Source organism: Bacillus sp. IBL03825 (assembly GCF_024712505.1).
GTDB lineage: Bacteria > Bacillota > Bacilli > Bacillales > Bacillaceae_G > Bacillus_A > Bacillus_A wiedmannii.
In genome coordinates, this window is record NZ_JAMXKE010000001.1 from 3,190,681 (window position 1) to 3,216,866 (window position 26,186).

The 26,186-nt window shown below is 35.2% G+C and carries 22 protein-coding genes and 1 pseudogene; 7 read left to right on the top strand and 16 right to left on the bottom strand.

Annotated features, from left to right (window positions below; translation table 11 throughout):
• Window positions 1-76: 76 nt before the first annotated feature.
• A complete protein-coding gene (locus NHG49_RS16315) occupies window positions 77-442 on the top strand; it encodes a hypothetical protein (protein ID WP_064475787.1) in 366 nt (121 codons plus the stop codon).
• 33 nt (window positions 443-475) lie between these two features.
• Entirely contained in the window at window positions 476-673 is a 198-nt protein-coding gene (locus NHG49_RS16320; protein ID WP_241753413.1) for a hypothetical protein, read from the top strand.
• A gap of 147 nt (window positions 674-820) precedes the next feature.
• Here NHG49_RS16320 and NHG49_RS16325 read toward each other — a convergent pair whose 3' ends face one another.
• The 9 genes and pseudogenes from NHG49_RS16325 to NHG49_RS16360 all read right to left on the bottom strand — a co-directional run bounded on the left by NHG49_RS16325 (window position 821) and on the right by NHG49_RS16360 (window position 12,437).
• On the bottom strand, window positions 821-1,480 hold the full coding sequence (locus NHG49_RS16325) for a protein kinase family protein (RefSeq protein ID WP_088047438.1): 660 nt from the start codon (window positions 1,478-1,480) through the stop codon (window positions 821-823).
• A gap of 547 nt (window positions 1,481-2,027) precedes the next feature.
• Window positions 2,028-2,219 (bottom strand): annotated as a pseudogene (locus NHG49_RS31720) (S-layer homology domain-containing protein); the annotation flags it as partial.
• Window positions 2,220-2,441: 222 nt separating this feature from the next.
• Entirely contained in the window at window positions 2,442-4,526 is a 2,085-nt protein-coding gene (locus NHG49_RS16330; protein WP_258126283.1) for a serine hydrolase domain-containing protein, read from the bottom strand.
• A gap of 93 nt (window positions 4,527-4,619) precedes the next feature.
• Complete coding sequence (locus tag NHG49_RS16335; protein ID WP_258126285.1) at window positions 4,620-5,786, bottom strand: serine hydrolase domain-containing protein; 1,167 nt, start codon at window positions 5,784-5,786, stop codon at window positions 4,620-4,622.
• An 886-nt stretch (window positions 5,787-6,672) separates the two neighbouring features.
• Window positions 6,673-7,842: a serine hydrolase domain-containing protein gene (locus NHG49_RS16340; RefSeq protein WP_222659995.1), complete on the bottom strand. Its 1,170-nt coding sequence runs from the start codon at window positions 7,840-7,842 to the stop codon at window positions 6,673-6,675.
• A 675-nt stretch (window positions 7,843-8,517) separates the two neighbouring features.
• Window positions 8,518-10,374 carry an alpha/beta fold hydrolase gene (locus NHG49_RS16345; RefSeq protein ID WP_258126287.1) on the bottom strand — a complete coding sequence of 619 codons (1,857 nt, stop codon included), beginning with the start codon at window positions 10,372-10,374 and terminating at the stop codon, window positions 8,518-8,520.
• Between the two features lie 58 nt (window positions 10,375-10,432).
• Window positions 10,433-10,999 (bottom strand): TetR/AcrR family transcriptional regulator, encoded by a 567-nt coding sequence (locus NHG49_RS16350; protein WP_064475794.1) that lies wholly within the window; start codon window positions 10,997-10,999, stop codon window positions 10,433-10,435.
• 623 nt (window positions 11,000-11,622) lie between these two features.
• Complete coding sequence (locus NHG49_RS16355; RefSeq protein WP_064475795.1) at window positions 11,623-11,946, bottom strand: PepSY domain-containing protein; 324 nt, start codon at window positions 11,944-11,946, stop codon at window positions 11,623-11,625.
• Window positions 11,947-11,966: 20 nt separating this feature from the next.
• A complete protein-coding gene (locus tag NHG49_RS16360) occupies window positions 11,967-12,437 on the bottom strand; it encodes a hypothetical protein (RefSeq protein ID WP_258126288.1) in 471 nt (156 codons plus the stop codon).
• Between the two features lie 176 nt (window positions 12,438-12,613).
• On the opposite strand from NHG49_RS16360, the gene NHG49_RS16365 reads away from it, so the two are divergent.
• A complete protein-coding gene (locus NHG49_RS16365) occupies window positions 12,614-13,288 on the top strand; it encodes a response regulator transcription factor (RefSeq protein ID WP_001264519.1) in 675 nt (224 codons plus the stop codon).
• Window positions 13,285-14,658 (top strand): sensor histidine kinase, encoded by a 1,374-nt coding sequence (locus NHG49_RS16370; protein WP_088047174.1) that lies wholly within the window; start codon window positions 13,285-13,287, stop codon window positions 14,656-14,658. The genes NHG49_RS16365 and NHG49_RS16370 overlap by 4 nt, the downstream gene beginning before the upstream one ends.
• Window positions 14,659-14,835: 177 nt before the next feature.
• Here the strand turns inward: NHG49_RS16370 and NHG49_RS16375 are convergent, their stop codons facing one another.
• The 3 genes from NHG49_RS16375 to NHG49_RS16385 all read right to left on the bottom strand — a co-directional run bounded on the left by NHG49_RS16375 (window position 14,836) and on the right by NHG49_RS16385 (window position 18,160).
• Complete coding sequence (locus tag NHG49_RS16375; RefSeq protein ID WP_064475798.1) at window positions 14,836-15,051, bottom strand: hypothetical protein; 216 nt, start codon at window positions 15,049-15,051, stop codon at window positions 14,836-14,838.
• Window positions 15,052-15,380: 329 nt separating this feature from the next.
• Window positions 15,381-16,826 carry a L,D-transpeptidase family protein gene (locus NHG49_RS16380; RefSeq protein WP_064475799.1) on the bottom strand — a complete coding sequence of 482 codons (1,446 nt, stop codon included), beginning with the start codon at window positions 16,824-16,826 and terminating at the stop codon, window positions 15,381-15,383.
• Between the two features lie 911 nt (window positions 16,827-17,737).
• The gene (locus NHG49_RS16385; RefSeq protein ID WP_064475800.1) at window positions 17,738-18,160 is read right to left on the bottom strand and encodes a hypothetical protein; all 423 of its coding nucleotides are present in this window, start codon (window positions 18,158-18,160) and stop codon (window positions 17,738-17,740) included.
• A gap of 103 nt (window positions 18,161-18,263) precedes the next feature.
• Here NHG49_RS16385 and NHG49_RS16390 point away from each other — a divergent pair, with 103 nt between their 5' ends.
• Window positions 18,264-18,542: a hypothetical protein gene (locus NHG49_RS16390; protein ID WP_258126289.1), complete on the top strand. Its 279-nt coding sequence runs from the start codon at window positions 18,264-18,266 to the stop codon at window positions 18,540-18,542.
• A gap of 169 nt (window positions 18,543-18,711) precedes the next feature.
• On the opposite strand, the gene cuyA is transcribed toward NHG49_RS16390, so the two are convergent.
• The 4 genes from cuyA to NHG49_RS16410 all read right to left on the bottom strand — a co-directional run bounded on the left by cuyA (window position 18,712) and on the right by NHG49_RS16410 (window position 24,080).
• Window positions 18,712-19,707, bottom strand: coding sequence for a D-cysteate sulfo-lyase (gene cuyA, locus NHG49_RS16395; RefSeq protein WP_258126290.1), 996 nt, complete (start codon window positions 19,705-19,707; stop codon window positions 18,712-18,714).
• 272 nt (window positions 19,708-19,979) lie between these two features.
• Window positions 19,980-21,212, bottom strand: a complete 1,233-nt coding sequence (locus NHG49_RS16400) for a DUF4073 domain-containing protein (protein WP_149174084.1) — start codon at window positions 21,210-21,212, stop codon at window positions 19,980-19,982.
• Between the two features lie 196 nt (window positions 21,213-21,408).
• Window positions 21,409-22,950, bottom strand: a complete 1,542-nt coding sequence (locus tag NHG49_RS16405; RefSeq protein ID WP_258126291.1) for a serine hydrolase domain-containing protein — start codon at window positions 22,948-22,950, stop codon at window positions 21,409-21,411.
• Between the two features lie 209 nt (window positions 22,951-23,159).
• A complete protein-coding gene (locus NHG49_RS16410) occupies window positions 23,160-24,080 on the bottom strand; it encodes a class I SAM-dependent methyltransferase (protein WP_149174085.1) in 921 nt (306 codons plus the stop codon).
• Window positions 24,081-24,281: 201 nt separating this feature from the next.
• Between NHG49_RS16410 and NHG49_RS16415 the strand changes: the two genes are divergently transcribed.
• Together NHG49_RS16415 and NHG49_RS16420 are read left to right on the top strand one after the other, a co-directional pair.
• The gene (locus tag NHG49_RS16415) at window positions 24,282-24,875 is read left to right on the top strand and encodes an ATP-binding protein (RefSeq protein ID WP_258126858.1); all 594 of its coding nucleotides are present in this window, start codon (window positions 24,282-24,284) and stop codon (window positions 24,873-24,875) included.
• A 150-nt stretch (window positions 24,876-25,025) separates the two neighbouring features.
• Entirely contained in the window at window positions 25,026-26,144 is a 1,119-nt protein-coding gene (locus NHG49_RS16420; protein ID WP_222655266.1) for an LPXTG cell wall anchor domain-containing protein, read from the top strand.
• Window positions 26,145-26,186: the final 42 nt, after the last annotated feature.

The window sequence follows — 26,186 nt, forward strand, 5'->3', positions numbered from 1 at the left end:
TTCTCGCTACCAATAATAGGATTTCATGTCATACAATGGAGTTAATATTAGAAAACTGTGAGGATGATTAACGTTGATGAAATTTGTAATTAGTTATGCTGCAAGTCTGTTTGCTTTTATTTTTGGATGGTTCTTGATTTCATATATTTCTCATCCTAGCTTTATTCACCCGAACGTTGTATTAGGATTCATTAAAACGATCGTCACTTATGGTAGTATACCGGCTCTTGTAGCCTGTCTAATTGGGGAAGTGTTATACAGGAAAATCAAACGATGTAGAGAATTTCAATTTGGAATTCCTGTATTTATAGGACAAGCAGTTATCTATACACTTATACCATTTCTTTTTCTTTTTCCTTTTAATTTTTCCCATTTCTTTGATTTCGTTGCACCTGTTATTATGGGGGCCTTATCTTTTTATTTAGTACGTAGAAAAATATAATTAACTTCAAGAGTGTGACAGAAAGAAGCCGGAGTGAGTAAAACCACACTGTATAACCATACAGAACTCAAAGAACGCATCAATTCTTGCGAAATCAACAAGAAAAATTATTTGTGGACTCTAGGTTTAAATAAAACGAGAACAATCAAAATGCCTTCATTGCTTCTCTTAAAAGAAGAATTGAAAAGAGAGAGAAAAAAGAATAAAGGGCTTGAAGAAAAAAATAAGTAATTGCGTGAAAAAGAAAATGTAAAACTTACTGATTACTTCATGAAGTTATAAAATTAGGACCGTACATATTAGACATATCTAAAATGTACGGTCCTTTTGTTTACTAGTCGTTCACTTATCTAACCTAAAGATAAGTATGTGGTCCTTTTACAAATTGAATTTCTTTTTAAGCTTCTTATATTTTCTATACGAACGTCTAACAATGTTTAACATAAAATACGGTATTTTAATAGGGAAAGGAAAATTATAAATGAAAGGCAAATAAAATATAAAATATGCCTTTTCTAGGTCTCTCCACTTACTATCTTCTTTTGTTTTTAAGAAATCAGATACATCGACTACATATCCCCTTCCGTTTTCCATCATCACATTTTTCCCGTGAACGTCACAAGGAGTTAATCCTTGTTCCCTTGCATACTCTAAAGCTTCATTGATATCAAAGATCACCTGCTTAGGAATTTTAATCCCCTTATGAAGGGCATCGTATAAAGTAATTTCTTTTAAACGTTTCAATACTATGAAATTTTCTCCTTTATATATAAGCTTCGAATAAGAAGGATGGTTTCCAATTCTTCGGTATACTTCTGATTCTTTTTCAATTCCTTCTCCTTCTCGTGCGTAAACTTTCACTACCCAATCTTTGTATTCTTTGTGCATAAATACTGCGGCATAATTACCTATCCCTAAACACTTCCAAAGTCTAGGAATATCTTTAACTACTACAGGCTCAAATTCATCCTCACTTCTTATCCTTACCTCTTTTAATAATTCATCCTTTATCAATCTCACAAAACTGTTTATACTCATCATTTCCACTCCGGTTTTGCTAAAAGGGGGCCCACCCACATTTTAACGAAAATATACACTAAGTGAATTTTAGCATAAAATGAGTAATCTTTTTTCTTAAAATAAAAAGATTACTCGTTTTATTTGAACTGTTGAATACTTAATATTTATTCCACTATTCATAGCCAAAAACCGTACAACATAAAAATATCCCCAACTATTTTTACGTATTTTCATTTTTTCAGAGGCAGCCGTATAAGAGCTTTTCTTAGTGCAAGTTCTCTTCGTTCATTGGTCATGCAAATCCATGTTTCCCCATAAGCATAACCTAACTTTTCATCTGGATCGGCAAAACAAAATGATCCTCCTGCGCCTGGGTGACAAAAAGAATTTTCACTTCCATAAAAATTATGATTCAGGGATGTCTGCTTTCAAATCGGATGCTTAGTACTCTATTTTATAATCTAAAACATTGTTTATGTTGTTAACACCACATGTCTATAAACCTAACAAAAAAGGTTTCCTCAAAACGTTAAAAATGAACCTCGGTGCTGTACAAAACACAAAATTATCGTTCTGGGGTATTTACTTTTCTTAGCTTGATAGCGATATGGTAGGGCCCTATATTTGACTCTTTTTCTACACCTAGATATTCTAGAGTTCGTTCTAACATAAGTGCAGCCTGTTGACGTGTGAGTGTGCCATATGGCGTAAACTTAGTAGCTGAAACACCTCCGATAATTCCTGTATCGTATAGGGCTTGTACATCATAATACCGGCTGCGAACGTATTTACATCAAGAAGATTAATGGAGCAAATGATGATTGCCCTGAATTAGTATGATAGCTGTTTTTGCAGAGTTTGAGCGTGATATTATTCGTTGAAATTCTCTTCTTAAAGATAATACGTAAATACAAACAAAACCAGCAAAACACCGTTCCTATGTCGTACTGGTTTTGTTGAAGTCCATCTTGAATTGTAGCTAGTTCAACGTAATTGCAAATTCTGAGTTCGGTGCCCCAGCAATTACAACCGTTCCATTCTTCGGCAGTTTTACTTTGTTATTGCCGCTCACGATGGTAAAGTTGACGCATACTCCATTCTCATCATACACCGCGAACGCACCCTTCGATGGCAATGTCACGGTCATCATTTTTCCTACTGCCGCTTGCGGGATCGTAAACCATTTAGCATGCCCATTTGCTTGCAGCGTAACTTTGGATGATTGGCCAGCATCGAGTGGTTTTACGTTGGCTCCACTTACGTATAACAACCCGGCCATTTCCATATATTCATTACCGCCTTCTGTATAGAAATGCGTTTCCATCGTATCACGGCCATTCATCACGGGGATCTGGAGCTGATGCGTCGCGGTGTTCGGACCTGTAATTTTTCTGCCCTCCCAATAGCCCGCCAGGCCTTCCTTACGAGTAATTTGTGTGGTAATAAGTTTCGGTTGTACGAGATATTCAATAGAACTAAATTTCTCATTCACCAGATAGAACTTGACACCTTCCCGCTTCGCCCATGCGGCAGCGGTTTTCTTCGATAGCACATTGTCTTCTAGTTTCTCGGCTAAATAGTGAGTCATCGCACCTTGCCCTAAGTCTGGTGTCGATTTATATGTGCTCTCCCTCAAATAAGTTCTTCCATTCTTCTCGGTGACAAAGTTGAGCTTAGAAGTACCCTTCTCATTAATAAAGCTTCCATCCGCAGTATATACATATTTTTCTTCTCGATTAGATGGTAAGAACAGTTCTCCATTCTTCGTAATTTCAATTTTGAAATGAGTTTCGCTATTGCCATAAAAGCCCGCTTTCTTTGCCACGTCTTGAGGCATCTTGACCTTGACCGGCTTGCCAAAAGATTTGTTCGGCTTGATGTTCTTAATTGTACCCTTCTCTTTAAGCACGGCGAGCAGCAATTCTGTTGCCAGCAGTTGATTTGTAGAGCTTCGTCCACCGGATGACAACACAGCCACTGCCATTTTCTGTTCTGGAAGCACAACCAGTATAGCATGTTGCAGTGCCGTGTCGCCGCCTTTAGCCAAGCCTCTTATCCCATATTCACTGAATGGGTATAGTTTCACACTATCCCAGCCAAGACCATAGTTAAAAATATTATCTCCATCCCCCGGCCACATTCCTTTTTTATATTCCTCTTGCTCCATCGCCTTGACTACCTTATCAGAGAGGATCCCTTTTCCCTGTCCCATAAATAATTGTGAGAATCGTACCATATCTTCTGCTGTGGAAGAGACCCCTCCCGTACCAATCACATTCACCGATTCAATTGGAAGCTGCCCTTGGTACGCCGGAAAATAAAGTCCAGCCCGCTTTTCGTCTCTCCATTTGTCCTGTGGCGTTTTTGTATGATTCATCTTTAAGGGCTCTGTAAACCGTTGATGTAGAAATTCGGTAAAGCTCATACCGCTGACTCTTTCCACCAAAATTTCGGCCAGCGTAAAGCCATCGTTGCAGTATACCGAGAACGCACCAGGGTCTGCTTTCAGGCTCTGGTTGGACAATTGCTGCAACAAGAAATCATGGGAATAGGTATCATTATCGTTAAATAAAAATGCATTACTTAACGTGGAACCTTGCAAGCCGGAGGAGTGATTCAACAACATACGCGGAGTAATGCGTTTGTACCGCCCATCTTTCATCTTAAAATCAGGAACATAGTTGACCACAGGAGCATCCAAATCGACTTTTCCTTCGTCGACCAATTTCATTACAGCCGCTGTTGCATACATTTTACTGACTGAACCAATCCCGTATAGAGTATCTTTGGTTAGTGGCTGTTCCCCTTCCATATCGTTCTTTCCAGCCTGCCCCGACAAAGTAAGCTTGCCATTATCAATTAGCGCATACTGCACGCTAGTCGTCCCATGGGACTTCGTGAGTAGCGCAGCCTTCTCTGCTGCAAATTTCTTCAGCTCTTGGCTAGCTACTTCTGCGTTAGATACAACTGTAGTCTTACTGTCAGAAAATGCTTTCGCCCCTGTTGGTAGAATCATAGTTAGCGCTAATGTAGCGGCTAATACACCAGTTAGTTTATTTTTCATGAGGGAATTGCCTCCTTAGATAAGTAATCAATTTCATCATTTATTTGTTTAACTATGAAAATATGATAAAAATTATCCGTTCTTTCTTTTGGCCTACTTGCTAAATTCAGCAAGTAAAATATTTTTAAAAGGATCAGGACTATCAGCTTTAAGGCTGTTCAAATTCACGGCCAATGTATGCTTGCCTCCAAGTGTGCCCCCAGCAAAAGTTAAAAATCCAGGAATGGTTCCTCCATGCCCCCATATCGATACACCATTTGAAAGCTTCATTTTGAAAATTCCAAGCCCGGAATCGCCAAGTTCATCTATTCCTGTAGGGACTGTTGTAAGCATTTGCTTTAGTTCCTGTTCTTTCAGTAATTTACCCCCAAGTAAATAAGAGAAGAATTTGTTTAAATCATCAGCTGTAGAAATCATATCTCCGGCCGAGCTCCCCATACTTGGGTTATAATCAGTAACATCTTTTGGCTCACTTGCTCTGTCTAATTGGATATATCCACGGGCATGTTTGGTTCCTGGAATAACGCTTGAATTTCCGGGTAAGAATGTATTCGATAATTCAAGTGGTTCAATAATTCGATTTTCAATTTCTTCCGCATAGCTGTTACCAGTTACTTTTTCAATAAGAATCCCTAGTAATACGTATCCTGTATTTGAATACGACCAGCTCTTTCCTGGAGCAAAATCTAGAGGCATGGATATTCCCATCTTTACTAATTCTTCAGCAGTATAAGATTTTTTTGTATCCATGATATTAAAATCCTTTGACCCTGTGTAATTAGCGATACCACTTGTGTGGTTCAATAATTGCCGGATAGTAATCTGTTTATCATCATATCCATTTCCTTGAATGACACTAGGCAACCATTTTTCAATAGAATCGTCTAGATTCAAGCGGTTTTCTCCTGCTAATTGAAGTATAACTGTTGCAGTGAACGTCTTTGTCAAGCTGCCAATTCGGAATCGAAAATCTGTTTTCATTGGTTTCTTGGTACTTAGATCCGCTACCCCAGCTGCATAACTCCATGTTTTTCCACCCTTAGAAACTTTAGCAAGTATCCCTGGATATCCAAGTTTCAATGTATCCCACATTGCCTCTTTGACGGAATTTTGATCTCTTTGGTTGCTTGTTTGTAACGAACTAGATACATTTTGAATGGACTCTGCTTTTACACTTGAGGTTGGAGTTGTATAAAACAGGGAACCTCCAGCTACTAAAAGGGCAAGACTTGCAAATGTAATTTGACTACGTGTTTTCATTGGGCATTCCTCTCCTCTATTCATATTGTATAGGTGGTTTCTTGCTATTTCGTATTAACCACACAGCTATCATCTCCACCAAAGAAAAAAAGTCAACATTGAATTCGTAATCATCTTCATAATTATTATTTTTACAAACGCCATTCTGTCCTGGATAAATCCCTCTTTTTCTACATATATGTTAACCACATAAATTACTTCTTTTCCTTGAAACAGTCTTGTTACTGGTCTGTTTTTCATATATAAGTCATATCTGTTCCGCCTTTCACGCCTCTTTATATTTTTATCATACACAATGAAAATTTCTTTTTTCTTACCCATTTCTTACAAATTACTTACGTTCAAAATCGCTTTTATAATAGGATAGAAGGAGCATCTGTGCCGGAAAGTTCAGTAAATATATTAATCAAAAAGAAACACAGAAGTTTTTACTTCTGTGTTTCTTTTTTCCATCCTTTTAAATATTAAGATTCGATTTACCCTTAACAGGATGTATTCTGGCTCTTTTCTAATGTAATTTTTCTTCTTGCAATACAAAACAAATGACATTGTGCTGCATGAAACACTCCTAACGTTGTTAAAATCACTTGTTTTTAAGTCAAAATTTATTTAACTTAGGGCGGATACTCCATATCCATCAGCTTAAGAAAAATAAACTACCTTCTCAAAGTAACTACCTGTAGAAAAAGAAAATGTTCATTTAGGAGATATATTAATACCTTAGCTTGATAGTAATGTGGTGCTACCCCACATCCATCAACTTAAGGAGAATAAACGCCACGAAAACAAAAAAGCCCCAAATTTGTCTTGAAAATAAGTTGGGGCTTTTGAACCAGAAAAGTATATTTTTAACTATGAAAACTACGATAAATTTCTTCCTTTTTTCCTACTTGCTAAATTCAGCAAGTAAAATATTTTTAAAAGGATTAGGACTATCAGTTCTACCCAAACTATTCCAATTGACGACCAACGTATGCTTGCCTCCAAGTTTACCTCCAACAAGAGTAGTAAATCCTAGAATGCCACCTGTGTGTCCCCATATCGAGACACCGCTTGGAAGCTTAGTTTCATAGATTCCAAGACCATATCCATCGATTCCTTCTTTTCCTGTAGGAACTGTAGTAAGCATTTGTTTTAGTTGCTGTTCTTTCAGTAATTTGCCACCGAGCAAGTAAGAGAAGAATTTGTTTAAGTCGTCAGCAGTAGAAATCATATCTCCAGCAGAGCTACCTGCACTTGGGTTATAATAAGTAACGTCTTTTAGCTCACTTGCTCTGTCTGGTTGGTCATATCCACGGGCATGGTTGGTGCCTGGAATAACACTTGAATTCCCAGGTAGGAATGTATTCGACAATTCAAGTGGCTCAATAATCCGATTTTCAATCTCTTCCGCATAGCTGTTTTTGGTTACTTTTTCAATAAGCATACCCAGTAATACGTATCCTGTGTTTGAATAAGACCAGCCCTTTCCTGGTTCAAAGTCTGGGGGGAGAGAAATCCCCATCTTCACTAACTCTTCAGCCGTATACGATTTTTTTGTATCCGTAAAATCAGCGTCTTTTGACCTTGAGTATTCAGCGATACCACTTGTATGGTTCAATATATGCCGGATAGTAATCTTGTTACCATCATATCCATTTCCTTGAATGACACCAGGCAACCAGTCTTCGATGTAGTCGTTTAGATTCAGGCGATTCTCTCCAGCTAATTGAAGTACAACTGTTGCAGTGAACGTCTTCGTCACACTCCCAATGCGAAAGCGAAAATCTGTTTTCATCGGTTTCTTGGTTCTCAGATCCGCTATTCCAGCGGCATACCCCCACGTTTTTCCACCCTCAGAAGTTTTAGCAAGTATCCCCGGGTATCCAAGTTGCAATGTATCCCGCATTGCTTGCTTGACGGAAGTACGATCTCGTTGAGTATTTGTTTGTAACGAACTAGATACATTTTGCGTGGGCTCTGCTTTTACAATTGAGGTTGGTGTTGTATATAACAGGGAACTTCCAGCTATTAAAAGGGCCAGACTTGCACATGTAATTTGACTACGTATTTTCATAAGGCATTCCTCTCCTCTATTCATATTGTATAAGTGTTTGCCTACTGTTCCTTACTTCCTGACAAGACTTAGGGAAAGGCCCTCACGCATATAGATAAAGCCCCAGTACAAAGGTATCTATCAATACCAACAATTTGAGCCATTTAAATCTCCATCCCTCCTATAACAAAATTATTCAAAGGTATGAAAGCATATTATGTACCCTTAGTTATTGTTAGGATTAACACAACATGAGACATAACCCCAAACCATATTTTACTTTATTTATCCATAATATGTATTGAGAAAGAATGTAATTTCGAATCCTTTCCGTAACCCAACTATTGATCGTTTTTTCACCTATTATAATTAGTTATTTAGAATTTCATAATAAAAAACTGTAAAAAAATAACGAGTCCCTTAACGTACAGGAAGCGGTTGAAAAATATGTCTATACGCACAATTTTCTTTTTTTGATATGGTGACCCCATCGCAATCAAGCTAAGGTTTTGAAGTACCTACTAAATGAAATTTTTCTTTCTCTACAGTTAGTTATTCTGAGAAGTCAGTTCATTTTTTTGTTTTAGGGGTGTTTACTTTTCTTAAGTTGATGGGTATGGGTGGGACCCCAAACAGTGCAATTTTATTTCAAAGACACAACGATCTTACTACACACTTTTTATTTATCCCACACTCTCATCTGCTAGTATTACTATTTTTTATTACTAATGTTGCCGTTTCACTCGGATGGCTAAGAGGAAAATGATGGCCATATGGAACAAAATCAACCTTACCAAGATGCGATGGAGCAGAATAGCCTCTGTCATAATCCCCCCAAATAATGTGAAGATTATACTTTGTTACTTCATTGAAATCAACTTGATCGTTTTTAAGTAGTAAACTGTTAAGCTGAACCGTAGTATTTAAAATTCTAGGAGAAGTAAAACTGTTAATTATTTTTTCAATATAATGTCCAGGGATGCTCTCCGTACTTTCAAACAAACCATTACTTAATAAATAACGCTCTATCAAATTAGCAGTTGCCAATTTTAATGTCCATTTGTTCATAAATCGAGGAACATTTAGCGATTTAGCATTTTTTTTAGCAACAGGTGGCTGAAGTAAAGTGATTGAATACTTCTTATCTATGTACTCTTGTACCAATGCTTCCAGAAGAATAAACGCACCGAATGAATGGCCAATTAGATGTGCACCATTAGTAGCTTTCTCCAATAACTTTTTCACTACATTCAAATAGATATCTAGAAGATTTTTCTCTCGTTTAAAAGGAGAACGTCCCAAACCTGGAAGATCCAAGATCCATACAGGTTGACCAGTTTTTTCATGAAGCTCTTGTGCTAAAGGAAATAAATCCTCTCCATCACTCAATAAACCATGTAATAAAATAAACGGTTTACCCTCTCCTTGTAATTCGTAAAAGGTAGTGTTATCGCATAATGTTCGTTTAAATAAATGATTATGCTGGCCATTTTGATACATCATTCGATAATCCAGATCAGCTACTACGGCAGGGAAAAATTTCATTACACTCGTCTTCTTAAACCAATCTCCTCCCATAATTTTTTTCGCTGAAACATTTGAAAATTTTCGTTTTGTAATAAAATTTAGTCCATCAGAAGGAATTTTTGTTATTTTACTTACTCCACTATTCATAATTGCTTTCATAAGTGGCATTGGGACAGAGATTTTTGGTGCCCTCATATTCATACTTTCCGACATAATACTTAATAATTCAGCAATGTTCTGATCGTGCTGTTTGTCTTCAACAAGTGTAAATGTTTGAATAGTCGGTTGCTCCAATCTGAAAACCTGCACAATAAACTTCGCAAGCTCATCGTTTGAAATAAGTGGTAACCTATATCCCTTACCTCCAGGAATCACTGGCATGAGCCCTCTTCGCATACTCATCACAAGCAAACCTAATCCTGCTATCTGCTCTGTACTCCCTGTTTTACTACTACCTACTACAGTTGGCGGATTAATTACAGAAAGCGGATAACCTACTACTGATGCCTGGTGACGGATATAAAGATCTGCTAAAAATTTTGTTCTCTCATATGGATTTTTTATTTTCAAATAATTGTTTCCTTCTTTAAACACATCAATTGCAATCTTGCTATTTTTATCATCAAAGGGACTCATATAACCTACAACATGAATAAATTGTTGCAAGCCCTTCAATTGATGAATACTTTTAGCTAATTCACTAATATGTTTGGCACCATTTAAAAATACGGACGCTGCATCTTTACTTGTCACTTGAATATCCATGGGGCCTCCTGCGTGAATAATCACATCCGTTTTCAATATCCTCTCCTTATCTTCAGCACTTAGGCCTAAATCTATTTTCGTCAAATCACCTTCAATAAAGTGCATAACTGCCTTTTTTAAGATGCCTCTTTCTTGAAAAATGCGTGTTGCTTTACTTTTCGACCTCACTAAAAGAAGAATTTTAACATCCTCTTTGGCTAATTCTTTCACTAATTGCTTTCCAATAAAGCCTGTTCCACCAATTAAAAATACTGTTCTCATATAAAATCTCCTTTTTAGTACTATTTAGTACTAATTTGATGTAAAAAAAAAGCTTCTTTTATCGAAGCAAGTTTAAAAAATTATCTGCTGTTTTCGTGATTACAGTTGCATCCTTCAATGTTTCTGAAATAAATAACGCTCCTTCAAGATTTGTAATAAAAAGTGATGCAACCTCATCAATATTAATCGTATTTCTGAATTCCCCATTCTCTACCCCTTGTTTAAGTAATAGAGAAACTTTCTTTTGTAATTCTGTAAAAAAAAGACCTATTTTTTCTTTTATTTGCGTGGCCTGTGTAGGACTTTGAATATAAAGAGTAATAAATGGACAGCTCCCCTTATACTCTCTCGACTGAACTCCTTGTGATAATTGCTTTAAAAACAGTTGGATACGATCTTCAACTAAAAATTGGTTCTGAGAAAGTACGTCATCAATTGCAGATTGATACATTTCAATCCAATAATCAACGACCCCTTCTAATAATACTTCCTTATTAGAAAAGTGATAATACACATTAGACTTTGAAACTTTGCTTACACGTACTAATTCATCCATACTTGTATAAGCAAACCCTTTTTCTAAAAATAATGTTGCAGCTACTTCAATCACACGTTTTTGATTCATTAATTTTACCTTTGTCATAACTAGAACTATATAGTACTAATTTAAATGTTGCAAGTATTTATGTTAATTTAGAAAAAAGTTTGATTAAAAAAGTTCCACTAACATTGATTTTACTGCAAAAAATTCTTATTTTGAATAAAGTTGAACTGAACCCCGAAATTGTTAATTCACTATCGTCTAATAGGGGGCACCATACATGCCCATCAACTTAAGAAAAAGAAATTCCCCCAAAACGAAAAAATGAGCTGCTTCTCAGAATAACTATCTGTAGAGAAAGAAAATTTTAATTTAGGAGGATATGAAAATATTAGCTTGATGGTGATGGGGTACCGCCAGAATTTCGGAAAAAACAACACTAAGAGTATACAAGATTTTATACAGTTTTTTGGTTAATCCAATAACAGACAAGAAACCTAAAACCGCGGCAGGATAGAAATGTATAAGAAAATGCATAGATCCATAGAACAAAAAAAGACGATTCCCTTGTGAAATTAGGGATTCGTCTTTTTCTTCGCTACCGATAACAAGTATTGTGTAAATAAGCTGTCCATATGGGCAGCTTATTTTATTTTTGCTTAGCCTGAATTTTTTCAAATATACGATATTTTATTTGTCGATATTTTTTAATCTTCTTTATCGATTTCTATTGTACCTGTTCTAGCACTAACCTTTAAAATATTTAACAAATTATCAGGTGTCTTAATTTCCATTTCATATTCAAATGTAGATTGTGCTAAGTTGTCATCTTCTAATTCGAATTCTTTTTTCACATTAATAATTTCTCCCTTTGTATGAGCTAAAGAAATTTCACGAACTTGTTTCTCTGTGTAGTTTTCATTCTTTTTCGCATAATTGTAACCCATACCATAATATCCACCAACAATAGCAATACCACTTACTAAAATAGCAATTACACTTATCATTATTTTCTTTTTATGTTTTAACATTTTCATCCACTCCTTCATGATTAATCATCTATTCCAAATCTTGTTTCAAGTGCATTTTCTGCTTGCTCTAATTGATCTTCCAATATATCGTGTTCTCTTTCTTGCGTTTCATATTGTTCAACAGTTATCGTTCCAGCGTGATAATCTGCTTCTAGCTGATTATCAGATAGATCTATCTTGTCATCTAATTGATCAATTTCTTTTTTTGCTGCTAAGTACGTATTTAAGCTTTCTTCTTTTGCTCCAACTGGTTTCGTGTTATTTGCCTTTTCAACGATAGATGTGACTTCGTTTTTGAAATCTTGTATTTGCTTCGTGTCATTCGTAGCAGGCCCTGTTTTGTTTGGTTCTTGTTGTAGTTGAGCACTTTCTTTTTGCAATGTATCATTTTCCACTTTCAGTTGTTGTACTTCTGTATTGTTATCAGCTTGAGTAGAACAAGCTGTTAAGAATAAACAAGACATTGCTCCAATCAACATCCACTTTCTCATTCTGTTTTCCTCCCTTTACATGTGCACCTTATCCTTGCCTTTATATTACTGAACAAACATTAAAGGAAGATTAATGTACAAAAAAATAAAATGATATAATTAAATAGTTTCTAATCTTTCTTTAATGTTTTGGAATTATACTGATACATATTAATAAGAAGAAAAGGAGAATGTTAATGCGAGTTCTTATTGTCGAAGATGAACAAGACTTACAAAATATATTAGTAAAACGATTAAATGCAGAACATTATAGTGTCGATGCATGCGGGAATGGCGAAGATGCTTTGGATTATATAAATATGGCTACGTACGATTTGATTGTGCTTGACATTATGATTCCTGGAATAGATGGTTTACAAGTATTACAAAGATTACGCGCGGATAATCATACAACTCCTGTCTTGCTTCTTACAGCTAAAGATACAATTGATGATCGCGTAACAGGACTCGACTTAGGTGCGGATGATTATTTAGTAAAGCCGTTTGCTTTTGATGAACTGTTAGCAAGAATTCGAGTGTTAATGCGAAGAAATACAGGAAACACATCTAATGTGTTTGAAATCGCTGACCTAGTGGTAGATTGCAATATGCATAAAGTAACAAGAGGAGATCAGATTATCACTCTTTCCAGTAAAGAATTTGCTATTTTAGAATATATGATTCGTAATAAAGAAGTTGTGCTCACACGAGATAAAATTGAGCAACATGTGTGGAATTACGACTATGAAGGTGGCTCGAATATTATTGATGTTTACGTCCGCTATCTTCGTAAAAAAATTGATAGCCAGTTTGAAACGAAGTTAATTCATACAGTACGAGGAACTGGTTACGTATTGCGAGTAGAATCATGAAAAGACTATCAATCAAAATGAGAGTAACCCTGTGGTATACAGGGCTAATTGTAATTATTATGGCACTCGTGTTAGCTTTTATTTTAACTTCTTCAGATAAAGTTTTGCTTTTTAATATGAAAGATCAATTGAAGAGTACAGTAAAAGAAAGTATTGAAGATATCGAATATAAGCATGGACAATTAAAGATGGACGATGATTTTGAACCCATAGAAGATGGAGTAAATATCATCATTTATAATAAACAAGGTGAGCTGCTGGCAGGAAATAGTCCAACAAGCTTTAATAAAAAGATATCGCTTAAATCCGATGAAATACAAACCATTAAAGACGGTAATAAAGAATGGATAGTCTATGATTTTCTCCATAATGCAGGCGGCGATGAGCAAGTCTGGGTTCGTGGAATAATGACTATGAACCAATTATCATCAACGATGAATACGCTTATTGTGGTAACACTCATCTCATTTCCATTACTTATTCTCATTGCCGCAGTGGGAGGATATTTTATTACGCAAAGAGCGTTTCGACCTGTACAACAAATGAGTGATTCAGCTAGTAAAATTGGTGATGGTAAAGACCTTTCGAAGAGAATTCATTTACAAGGTTCACCGAAAGACGAAATGTATCATTTAGCACAAACCTTTGACAAAATGTTTGAGCGATTAGAGACATCATTTGAAAGTGAAAAACAATTTACATCTGACGCATCTCATGAATTAAGAACACCAACATCTGTTATTATTTCGCAATGCGAATACGCTTTATCACAGAGGAATAATCCGAAAGAAATGGAAGAATCGTTAGAAGTAATTTTAAAGCAATCACGTAAAATGTCCACGCTTCTATCCCAACTCTTATTATTAGCAAGAGCTGACCAAGGAAACCATAATACTTTCCAATTTGAATGTATCAATATGAGTGAATTAACGGAAATCGTTGTAGAAGAGCTTTCATTAATGGTTCAAGAAGCTTCGATTGATATCACAACTCATATAGAGGAAGACTTGTTTATGAAAGCAGATCAAACATTGATGATGCGTTTATTAATGAATTTACTAACGAATGCGATTGCTTATAGCAAAGCGAACGGCACTGTGCATATGCAACTGTTCCGTGATGAAACCAACATAATAGGTAAAGTCTCCGATAATGGCATAGGCATCAGCGAGCAACATATTACGAAAATATGGGACCGCTTCTATCGAGTTGACGCGGCACGAACATCTTCAAACATCGGAAATACAGGTTTAGGATTGTCGATGGTAAAATGGATTGTCGAACTACACGGAGGAGAAATTACAGTTGAAAGTAAATTAGGAGAAGGCAGTACTTTTACCTTTAAACTACCAATTGAAAAACGAGCATAATGTATGAATGTTTATAGCTCCAGAATAAAGATTCTTCAATCCTTATATAAAAGTAACCGACGCATTTTAAACAGCATTGATTTTATCATTTTTGACAACCCGTTCTGTTAAGTTGATATGCATATGGAAAAGATATCGAAATAAAACCCCAGAAATCCAAAGGTCTCTGGGGTTTTATTATATATTTAGCTCTTTTTGCTTTTTGTTTTGTTTATGTTTATGCAGCAATTTTCGGCTTATGAGAGAAATCAGTAATAAGATCAGTATTAGTACGAAAAGTTGCATAAATGATAAATCAAAATATTTAGCACCTGTAACAATTAAAAGTGTAGAAATCGTACCTTTTACAATGAAAAAAATAATAATCCATAATCCGCCTTTTTTCCAGTTCATTTTTATATTACCCTTTCCTACGTTTAAATTCTTAAATGGGACACCTTATTAAAAATCTATTATATTAATAAAAAAGTCATGTCTAATTAAATGCAATGATTACATAATAAGTGAAAATGATATTCAATGTCAATTTTATTGACTGTTTGAATATCTGTTTCTTCACTTCAACCTCTTCCTACTTTGTTTCTTACAGGCAATGAACTCTTGTTTCCAAACAAAAAACACCTCCATTGAATTTACATACTTCGCATGCGAATTCAAGAGGTGTTTTTTCATATACCATCAAGTAAAATTTCCTGCCTTATTTCTTGATACGTACCTATTTTCTAGTACACAATAACTGGATCATACGTGTTCAAACTATCATATACAGTTTTTGCAACGTTAGGCAGAAGGTTTACACACCCACCTGATCCCCCTGTTAAATAAGCATTATTTCCCCAGTCTTTTCGCCAGCCTGCATCATGGAATCCTTGACCACTATTTGTGAATGGAACCCAGTAATCTACTTTAACTGCATAATCAGCTTTCCCTACTGCGCTTCCTTTCAGCGTGTATGGTGTTCGTTTATATAGAACGTACCACACACCTGGTGATGTATCTTCACTCGTGCTATGTTTACCCGTTACTACATTTGTTGTGACGACTAATTTCCCATCTTTATAAATCCAAATTTGCTGATCTGCAATGGAAACTTCTGCATATGTATCTCCGATGCCATTATTCGATGTTGTTTTATAGCCGATTCCTTCCTTCTCCCAACCATTCCCGTGAATATTAGAAGCAGAAAGCGATTTTTCGCCTTTCTCAAAGGCTTGTTGAACTTGTTTTGTTTCTTTTTCCACATCTAGTGCCCAGCCGTATCCTTGTCCTTTTACTGATATAACCGAACCCGAATGTGTTTTAAAAGCGAAGTCTTTATGTAATGTAGATTTAGCCTTATTAATTTCAGCAACCTTATTTTTAATGTCGCTCGCATCGATTGTCACTTTCATATCCTTTGACATAGAGGCATTTTGAATTAAATCTTTCGCTTTTAATGAGTACACTTCATCCTGCACTTTATAATCAACAGACTGCTGAAGAAGATTTTGTAATGCTTTCTCTTCTTTTTTGATAATCGGATCGTCTTCTTTAATAGGCTGTATGTATGTAGACTTTAGATGAATTTCGCTTTTATGCTTCTGCTTGTCGTAATCTTTTAGTAGATTCTTAACGTCATACTGTTTTCCATCAACGCTCTTCGAAATAACAACTTTTCCTTGTTCGAGCTTCGCCATAGCATCTTGAGGCGCTTTTAATTTTTCATTCATAGAAACAAGCTTTTCTTCTACAAGTTTTTTCATCGTTTCACTACGATACTGATCCGCTTCTTTCGGTAGCAATGAATAATCTTTGTCCTTTGCGGAAGGGAAAAATGTCCACTGGCTTTTTAATAGTTTCTTAACCTGTGGCAAATCGTTTTCTGTCAGTTCCGTTTTTGTATCTTGTTCATCTAAAATTTGTTGTTGATCAATATAGACTTTATTTGCTAGTCCCGATGTTTTTAACTTCTGTATTGCCTGATCAGCGCTCAAACCACCGACTTTTGTATCGTTAATCGTAACATTCGAATTGAAGTGAGTTGCCTGATAATAACTCATTCCTCCAATAAGAAGTGCAATTACACCGCCACCCGCAGCGATTAGCTTCCAATTTGTAAAACGTTTTCTCGATCTTACCCGTTTTTTCTCAACTTCTTCCACAGATTCATTTACTGTATTGTTGTTCATCAATCTTTCCCCCGTATACATAAACGTCAATTGATTTTAAACCAAAACCATTGATTAGTGTACCTTATTTTCCCTGAAATTTCATTGTTTTTTACCAGTTTCATCTAACTTTAATCGATTAAAGTTAGATTTTTTAATAGAAAGATATATAAAGATGGTAGATAAAGTGAAAAAAGGACCATATCAATCGAGTTATTACGCCCCCCCTCGCATTTCCCTAATGTTAAAGGGTAATCCTCTCTATAAATATTTTAACCTAGTGAAATAATTTTGAGAAGTTTCAAGTTAGAGGAAGGCAACATAGAATGCCTTTTATTTGTGAATAATTTAATGTCGCATATTTTATAAATTTAAATGTAAACTATGCTTCCCACATTTCACCAGGTTTCACAACCTCTACTATCGGCCTAACGAATTTCACCTTATGACCTTATCATCAACAATTTCAAGTTTCTTTAAAACTATTATATATGTTTGTACCACGCTTTATTAATACGATTAATCTTTTCAAGTGTTGAATTTTCAGACTCATTCTTTGGTGTAATCCTAGTATTAGAACATCCTGCAATAGCGAGACAGTATGTAACCAATAAAACTAATAATATTAATTTCTTCAAATAGCCACTCCTATATAAGGAAAATATTATATTGAGAAAATTAAACATAACATCGAATCTTTGTAAAAACAATATATTTCCTAGTATTATTATGTAATGGCGGATTAATGCACACCTTAAGGTTCATTAATCCGCTTATAAGCGTAGAACCTCATGCTCATCAAGTAAATGTTCAATTTACATTTTATCCGATTCTCAATGTTTATTCCAATATAAAAAAATAGCTATTTTTGTTGAAAACTAAGTGTCTCCCAAAATGATAAATACGAATTGAATTCCTATAACCATATATATTTATTCAGCTAACTTCTCCCCTGTAACAATCCGAAATAAAGTAGCTGCATGTTTTCCTTCTAATTGAGCGTACAGATGATTCCCCGACTTAATTTCCAATTTCTCCTTATTAGTACTTACCCAAATTTGATACAACACAGCTTTCGCCTCTATTTTCGGATTTTTAAATTGAAAAATAAAGTGATAAGCCGCTGGATGAGACATTTCCACTTTTTTATTTTCAAAATTAATATCATTTAATATTTTCTTTACTTGCAACACTTCATTATTATCTGTCACTACCTTAAAATCTTTATATTCATTATCACCAATATGTTTTTGCACTTGAATTCTTTGATCTTCATTTCCTACTATATTTGAACAGCCGGTTACTATGAATATACATATGGTAATAAAAACTAGAGAAAAATTTCTAACTCTCATATTCATCAACCTCTTTTCAATACAAAATATCTCAAATTGTAAAATAAAGGTAATTATTTTACACTTAGAAATATAAATAATAAAGAGAAAGGAGTGTCGTTCTATGCAGTTACAAACATACACTTGGAAAAGTTATATGTTTCTCATTGTAAGTATATTCGTTACTATTAATCTCTTTCTCTTCGCACCTATTTTAGACAGAGTTGGAGTAGAATATGTCGTGCCTTTCGCCTACTTCATATTAGCTTCCGCTGTTATAGCGATCATCTCTTTTTGTAGCCGAGCTGAGAAGAAAATTTTAGCGATTATCGGTTTATGTTTTACTCTATTTAACACAGCGATCATTTTATTTTTCCTTTGGTTTGGTTACCACTTCACTTAAGTGAAATATAAATACACTCCATAAGTCACAAATAAAATTAGTAAAATAGCAATGCCGAGTACCGTGTATATAATCCATTGTAAGTTCGAACTCATATACTCCCTCCTCTTGCCTCCTAACAATTCCAGTATATAACAAAAAGCATTGGATACCCAATGCTTTTTCATACTTACGCAAATAAAGACGTATTCGCATATAAAGCTGGTGAACCACCTGAATGTACGAATAAAATGTTGTCTTCTTTATTAAATGTACCTTTTTTAATTAAGTCGATTAATCCCGCTACCGCTTTCCCTGTATACACTGGATCCAGTAAAATACCTTCTGTTTTCGCAAGTAATTGAACTGCTTCCACCATTTCTGGCGTTGGTAACGCGTAACCTGGTCCTACATATTCATCAAAGCATGTAACAGCTTCGCGCGGGATAAAGTTCGGAATACCAACGTGAGCTGAAGTTTCCTCTACAAGTTTTGCTACTTTCTCTTCTTGTACTGCTTTTCCTCTACTTACGTTGATTCCAATTACAGGAATGTGACTTTGTGTTCCAGCAAAACCAGTAATTAAACCAGCGTGCATACCAGCGCTACCGCTTACGCAAACGACTGTACTGAAATCAATTCCTTGGTCAAATGATTGTGCCATAATTTCTTGCGCACAAGCAACGTATCCCATTGCACCAGTAGGATTTGATCCACCAACTGGTATGACATATGGTGTATTACCTTTTTCACTAACTTCTTTCGCTACTTTATGCATCTCTTCCATAAGATCTGCCCCGTTTGGTACAACAATTACATTTTCAGCACCTAGTAAATGATATAAGAAATAGTTTCCGTTAAAGTCTGGCTTCTCTTCTGGCTCAAGCCCTTCTTCTAATACAAGGATACATTTCATTTTTTCTTTTACCGCAGCTGCCAGTGTTAGACGGCAATGGTTTGACTGAATACCACCAGCTGTAATTAACGTATCTGCACCTTTTGCCTGTGCATCCGCAACTAGAAACTCTAACTTTCTCGTCTTATTACCACCAGCTGTTAAACCAAGTAAATCATCTCGTTTAAAATAAATAGTCGGCCCACCAAGTGCTTCAGAAAAATTGTTTAATTTTTCAATTGGTGTATATGACTCTGTATATTTTTTTCTCGGGAATTTAGCTAAATTCATAAATAACGCTCCTTTTGTACTTTTTTCACAATGTATGTAACGATACTATTATTACATGTAAAAATGATGAAGTCATCTTTCCGGGTGAAAAATGTGTTGGAATTCGGTGTTGGTGAATGAAATTGTATTAACACTTCGGCTCTTAATACGATACATGAAATTTATATCGGCGCAACTCGAATTATATCAGCGATTTTTCAAATATATCGACTTACCGAAAAGAACAAACAACACCAAAAGGCACACTCGATGAAAAGTGGGCCCTCTTCCAATCACTTATTTGCCGAAAATCGAAGAAGCTGCGTTAATCCTGGTTCTACATTCATTTCGCCTTTATGGCGTACGTATACAGTCTTGTTCCCATCAAATTTTGGAGGGTTCGCTTTACTGTATGTGTACCACTCATTCGTTCCTTCTACATTGTACTCCATATACTCTGTTGCACCGACAATTACATTTTTACTATCATCAGCTGTTACATCTGGCGCCATTTGTGCAACTTTCGAATCACTAATTAATAATTTTTTTATATCCTTATCACGTTTGTAATCGTAAGCTGTTACCATTACATCGTTACCATATGCTTTCACTTGTAATCCTTGTTTAAATGAATAGCCATCAGGAGCAGTCTTCTCTCCACCATTTGGCCCAGCCGACATCCAGCCCGTTTCAATCCCGCCTGTATTTACAACAGTAAATCCTTTATTATCTCCGCCTGTAATTTTCTTTTTACCGGCCCAGTCTGGTAGGTTTAAATCCCAATGCGTGTGGCTTGTGAAGAAAACAACTTGCGGATAGTCTTTTAATATATCGTACAACTTATCAACGTTTAAATAATCTTGTAAATACGGATTTTGTCTTGATCCAGATACTGTATCAGGTAAAACGTGATGAGAGAAAATGAAAATCGGCTTATTTTTATCTTTTTGGCTATATTCTTCTAAATTTTGTTTTAACCAACCTAATTGCTCATCACTCATAAATACTTCATCCCACATTTTTGAATCGTGGTATTTCATATATTTTTCAGTTCCTAAAAATAAAAGCGGATAACCGTCTAATTCTTTTTTATGATATACCTTTTCTTGCCCGCTAAATTGTAAGTAGCGGTTGAATAGCGTTTCTTCCGTTACACCATTTGGCCATGTACTTTGAGAGAGCTTCCCATCAGCTGTCCATTTACCAGCATAAAACTCATGATTCCCAACAGTTGACCATACATTCTCTGGATGCTTATTTTTGTTTAACACACGCTTCACATCATCATATTGTGACTGTTGTCCCGTTGGCGTTATATCCCCATTCATAATAAGCGCTCTAGAAAGTGGTGTCACTTTTTTCATATCTTTTAATACGTGATCAAAATCCCCCAAATCCCCTTGAATATCACTAATAACGTTAAAAGTGGTAGCTGATTTTCGAACTTGTTCTTTCCCTTCCGCATGTGCTGAAAACGTCGGTAATAATGCCGTCATAACTGCTAACGAAGCAACTGTCTTTTTCATACAAATTCTCCCCCTAATCATAGAATGTATAAACTGACATGTTCTGCTTTCTCTAAGGTGCTTGTCCAATTCACATTATAAGGAGGGATTGTAAAGATAGATGACGTTAAAAGTTAAGTGTTTCTTAAGAGATTTTGTCGTTTTTTGCAAACCACAATTAGCGATTCACGCCAATCTAGCTTTCTAGCCTTTAACATTACATACATGTAAATTTTGATGTTAAATTTTTTAGTCTCATACGTTGTTTTTTATTACTTCTAATTTTCGGGAAAAATCCACTAATTAATAATGTTATAATCCATACCATTATTAGAATAAAGTTTATTGTATTACCGGAATTCAAGCTGAAAACTCTCCACAAATAGGCAGCAGAAAAAACGAGAATAGCAGTAATAATAAGTAAAAATGTCCTAACTACTAATCCGATGTAGGGTTTCTTCTCTTGCTTAAAAATGAAAGTTCTTCTACCTTTGTACAATCTAATTACAAATAGCAGCAAATATACACTAAGTGTGGCTCCAATAACAATTGATGTAATGGAATTGCTTTTTCTCTGCTCAGCTAGAGAGAAGTAACTTTCAGGTAATTTTCCAGTTTCATATTCCATCCATGCGTGGTAAATATCCTGTCGTAAATCTATACCACCTTCACCATTTGTAAGGATTACCAATCCATCTTTTGTATTAGGAATGAAACCATAAAAAGAGTGCCAGCCTCGATTGTCACCAGAATGATAAATTAATTCCCATTGATTAGATATTTTTTTTTCAAATATACCTAAACCATTCTCCCCTAATACTGGCTTTTGCATTTCCTCAACACGTTCACTTTTGATGACACCATTCCCTTTATTATTTGCATCCATGCTTGCAAGTATTAATGTCATCATATCCGTAACATTTGTCTTGAGACCTGCAGCAGCTTGTTCAGTAAATTGGTAACTAGGAAGTTCCTCTCCAAAATATCCATAAGCTTTCGAAAGGTTATAGTTTTCAGGACGTTGTAAGAATGAACTAGATTTCATTCCTAAAGGTTTCATAATTTGTTCTTCCATATAACGATTAAACGGTATTCCGGTAACCTCTTCAATTACAAGTTGTAAAATTGTATATCCGCCACCAGAGTAAATTGTTTCTGAACCTGGTTTATTGGTAACCTCCACTGGTTCATTAAGCCATCCTTTTCCAGACAGAGACTCCTCGATAGAATTAAGATTTTTCACTGGTACAACCCCAAGGTATCCTTTATGTGCAGACAGTCCTGCTGTATGACTTAATAATCTTCTTATCGTAACTTCATTATTATTAAACTCTGAATTAGGTAATTTCCATTTGGTCAGATATTTTCCAACGGGATCATCTAGTGATAAACGACCTTCATCTACAAGATGTAGGATTCCCCACGCTGTAAGGCTTTTAGATATGGAACCAGCTTGAAACAAAGTATCATCACTCACCGCTTTTTTTGTCTTTTTATCTACATAACCGTAGTTTAGTGTATAAGCAATACGCCCCTCATGTACAATCCCTATTGCAATCCCTGGTACCTCATAATTCCCCTGCCATTTTGGTACCTGTTCATCCAACTTTTTTTTGAAATCCTCTATACTCCTATCAGTCAACATACCCGATTCTGCCCTCACCACATTTGTAAAACACGCTTCATTCGTAATAAATATGCAAATAATTAAACATAAAATACTTTTGCATATTATCGATGCTTTTTGCCTATTCTTCATTTGTTCCACCCCTTTTTTCAGAATATTCTACCCATCAATCAGAGTATCCCATTCTAATATCCCGTTCTATCGATTTTTATTACTTAACCTTACATAATTGTAATAAAAATCAAAGATTTACATGCTTAGGGGTTTTACTGTTCTTTATTCAAGGGCAGGAAATTTAATAAAAAAAGACACAGAGATTTCTCCCCATGCCTACTAATCCTCTACCTCTTCACCGCATGCACATAATGCACCGTCTCAAAAGCTTCTAAATAATCATTTCGTCCTTCAAAGTATAACTTATCAATATCCTCTGGTGATAAGTGCTCATAAATGAGTAAGCCCGCCTTCTCTAATAGTGCTTCCATTTCTGTATAAGAAAAACACGATTTCATCGGTTCTCCGCCTACTGCAGCTATTTTCACCATATTTTCAACTCGATTGGACAGTCCTTTTTCCGTAAATAAATTTTCATCCGGATAATCAAAAACGATAGAACTTCCCTCTGGAACCATCGCAAATAAACGTTCTATTAAACTAGATAGTTCCTCTTTCGTTAAATAGTACGTAACACCTAATAGGCTAAAAAACGTCTTTTTATTTTCAAATCCTTCATTTACTAATGTTTGCTTCGAGAAATCTTTAGTGAAATCCATCGAAACAAAATGAAGATTGTTTGGAATTTCATACTTTGCTTCTTTCACTCTTTGTATTTTAAACGCTTGCGTAGAAGGATGATCCACTTCAAATATTTCTATTTTATTCTCTAACTCTCGGTGTCTAAAACTAAATGTGTCTAAGCCAGCACCGAGTATGACGTGTTGTTTTGCGCCTAATGTAATTTCATGTAGTAATACTCTTTCACAATATGCCGCGCGCGCCAAAGGTGTTGGTGATAATTGAACTTGTGTAATCCATTTTAATATTTCTTGTGGATTGTCTTGAAACTGCTGTGCAATGTCTGTATTGAAAAAATGTATCCCTTGAACCATATTCGTTTCAATATCGTTACGTTCTTTTGGTGAAATGAAATCTTTAGCTACATAATCATCAAAGATTTTAGGACGATCAAATTCACTATGATACGCTCTTCCGAAAGCTGATACTAGCGACGTTACACTCGCTTCACCTTTTTTCACGCACATACACTCCTTCATTTTTACAACAAAAATAGGGTTCCCCTGGCAGGAGAACCCTATTATACACTTTATTTATATATTAGTGAATTATAGCATAAATAAGTTTTTTTGTCAAGTTTCTAGCCTGCTATCAAACCAACAATTTGTATATTCTCTGGCAGGAAAATTGTCGATTCACACAGAATGTTCCAAATTATAACAATACATATGGAGGCCAATATGAAACGATTAGTCATTATTACCGTAGGAAAAACACACAGCGGAAAAACTACATTTGCTAAAGAACTAGAAAAAGAGTTACCCAACTCTTTCGTTATGGATCAAGATAACCAAGCTGAATTTATCAACACACATTACGAAAAATTACAGCCGGATGAAGGCACTAATACATTTAAGCACGGTCTTTCGAAATTCATTGTTGATTATGCAAAAGAACATACGAGTTTACACCTTATTATTTGCAACTCAAATAGAAGTCGAAACGGCAGGATGTATTTACTCAATGAATTGTTTCAGAAAGATGACTATGTACGCATACTCGTTCATTTTGATATTCCAGATGATGTCCTTTACGAAAGAGTAGCTCGAAGCACGCGAAGTACAAATATTTTTAGAGGTGATTATTCTAGTTTCAAAGAAGTACTCGATCGACAACATTCTGAATCACTTCACGAAGATGTGGTAGATCCTGTAGAAAACGAGGCTGATTATTTGTTTGTTATTCGCAATAGCAAGGATATAAACTCTACTATAGAAGAAATTGTGCATCTTGCTAAAGATTTGTCCCCTACCCAAAAATAAGAGACTATAAAAATTACATAATCATAGATTATTATGCAAATACTTCCTCTAGACATCGTACATGGTATATAATGATAAGATAATCTACTTCTATATGCTCAATTTTACACAAAACAGCTCATGCATATGAAAGAAAAGAGGTACAATAATATGAAAACAAAACAAACAATTGCTGCGTCTACACTAGCTTTAGCAATGATTGCTGGCGCAAACTCTGCTCATGCGGAAGTAACTGATGCTACTCCTCAGCAAAGTACGGGAGATCGATTAGCTGAAATTAAGCAACATAGACAAGAGTTAGATGCGAAATTGCAGCAGCACAAAGAAAACGTGGATCAAACATTGAATGAACTTAACCAAGTTAAGGAAAATGTTGATACGAAGGTTAATGAACTACATGAGCGTAAACAAGTTGCTGATGAAAAAATTAACGAAATGAAACAACGTAAACAAGAGTTAGATGCAAAACTTCAGCAAGACAAGCAAATCGCCGAAGATAAAATCGCTGAAATTAAAGAGCATAAAAAACAAGTAGAAGACAAAGTTGCTGAAGTTAAAGAACATAAGCAAAATATCGATAATAAGGTTAATGAGATTAAAGAACATAAACAAACTGTCGATGAAAAAGTGAATGAAATTAAGCAACATAAAGAAAATATCGATCAAAAGGTTAATGAACTTAAGGAAGTTAAAAAACAGGTAGATGAAAAATTAGCTGAGTTAAAGAAAGCAAAACAAACTGCTGAGGACAAACTTGCTGAGCTAAAAGAAAATAAGCCGAATACTGGGAACACGTTAGAGGAACTTAAGAAAATTAAAGGCAATTTAGATAGTCTTTCCGCTAACTTAGAACTAGCTAAACAAGATGTAAAAAACAAACTAGCTGAATTACAAAAAGCTAGAGAAGATTTACTAAATAAAATTAACGAAATAAAACAAGCGAAACAAACTGTTTCAGACGATTTAACAAAGAAAAAACAAGACTTAGATATTAAAATCAACGACTTTAAACATACTGAGAAAAAAATTGATGACAAATTAGCTGAGGTACATACAACGAAGCAAAATGTCGATAACAAAATTAATGAAGTATCTCATTCGAAACAAACTGAAACAAAGACTGGTACTACAAACGCAAACAATAACGCTAGAGAGCTACCTAACGCTGGTAGTGAGCAATCAAATAATATGGCTTTAGGTATGTTATCTGTCTTAGGCGGGGTTTTATTAGTAACACGAAATAAAATTAAAGCGTTATTCTCAAAATAAAGCAATTATACCTATTTTAAAATAATTATACGAAAGACAACC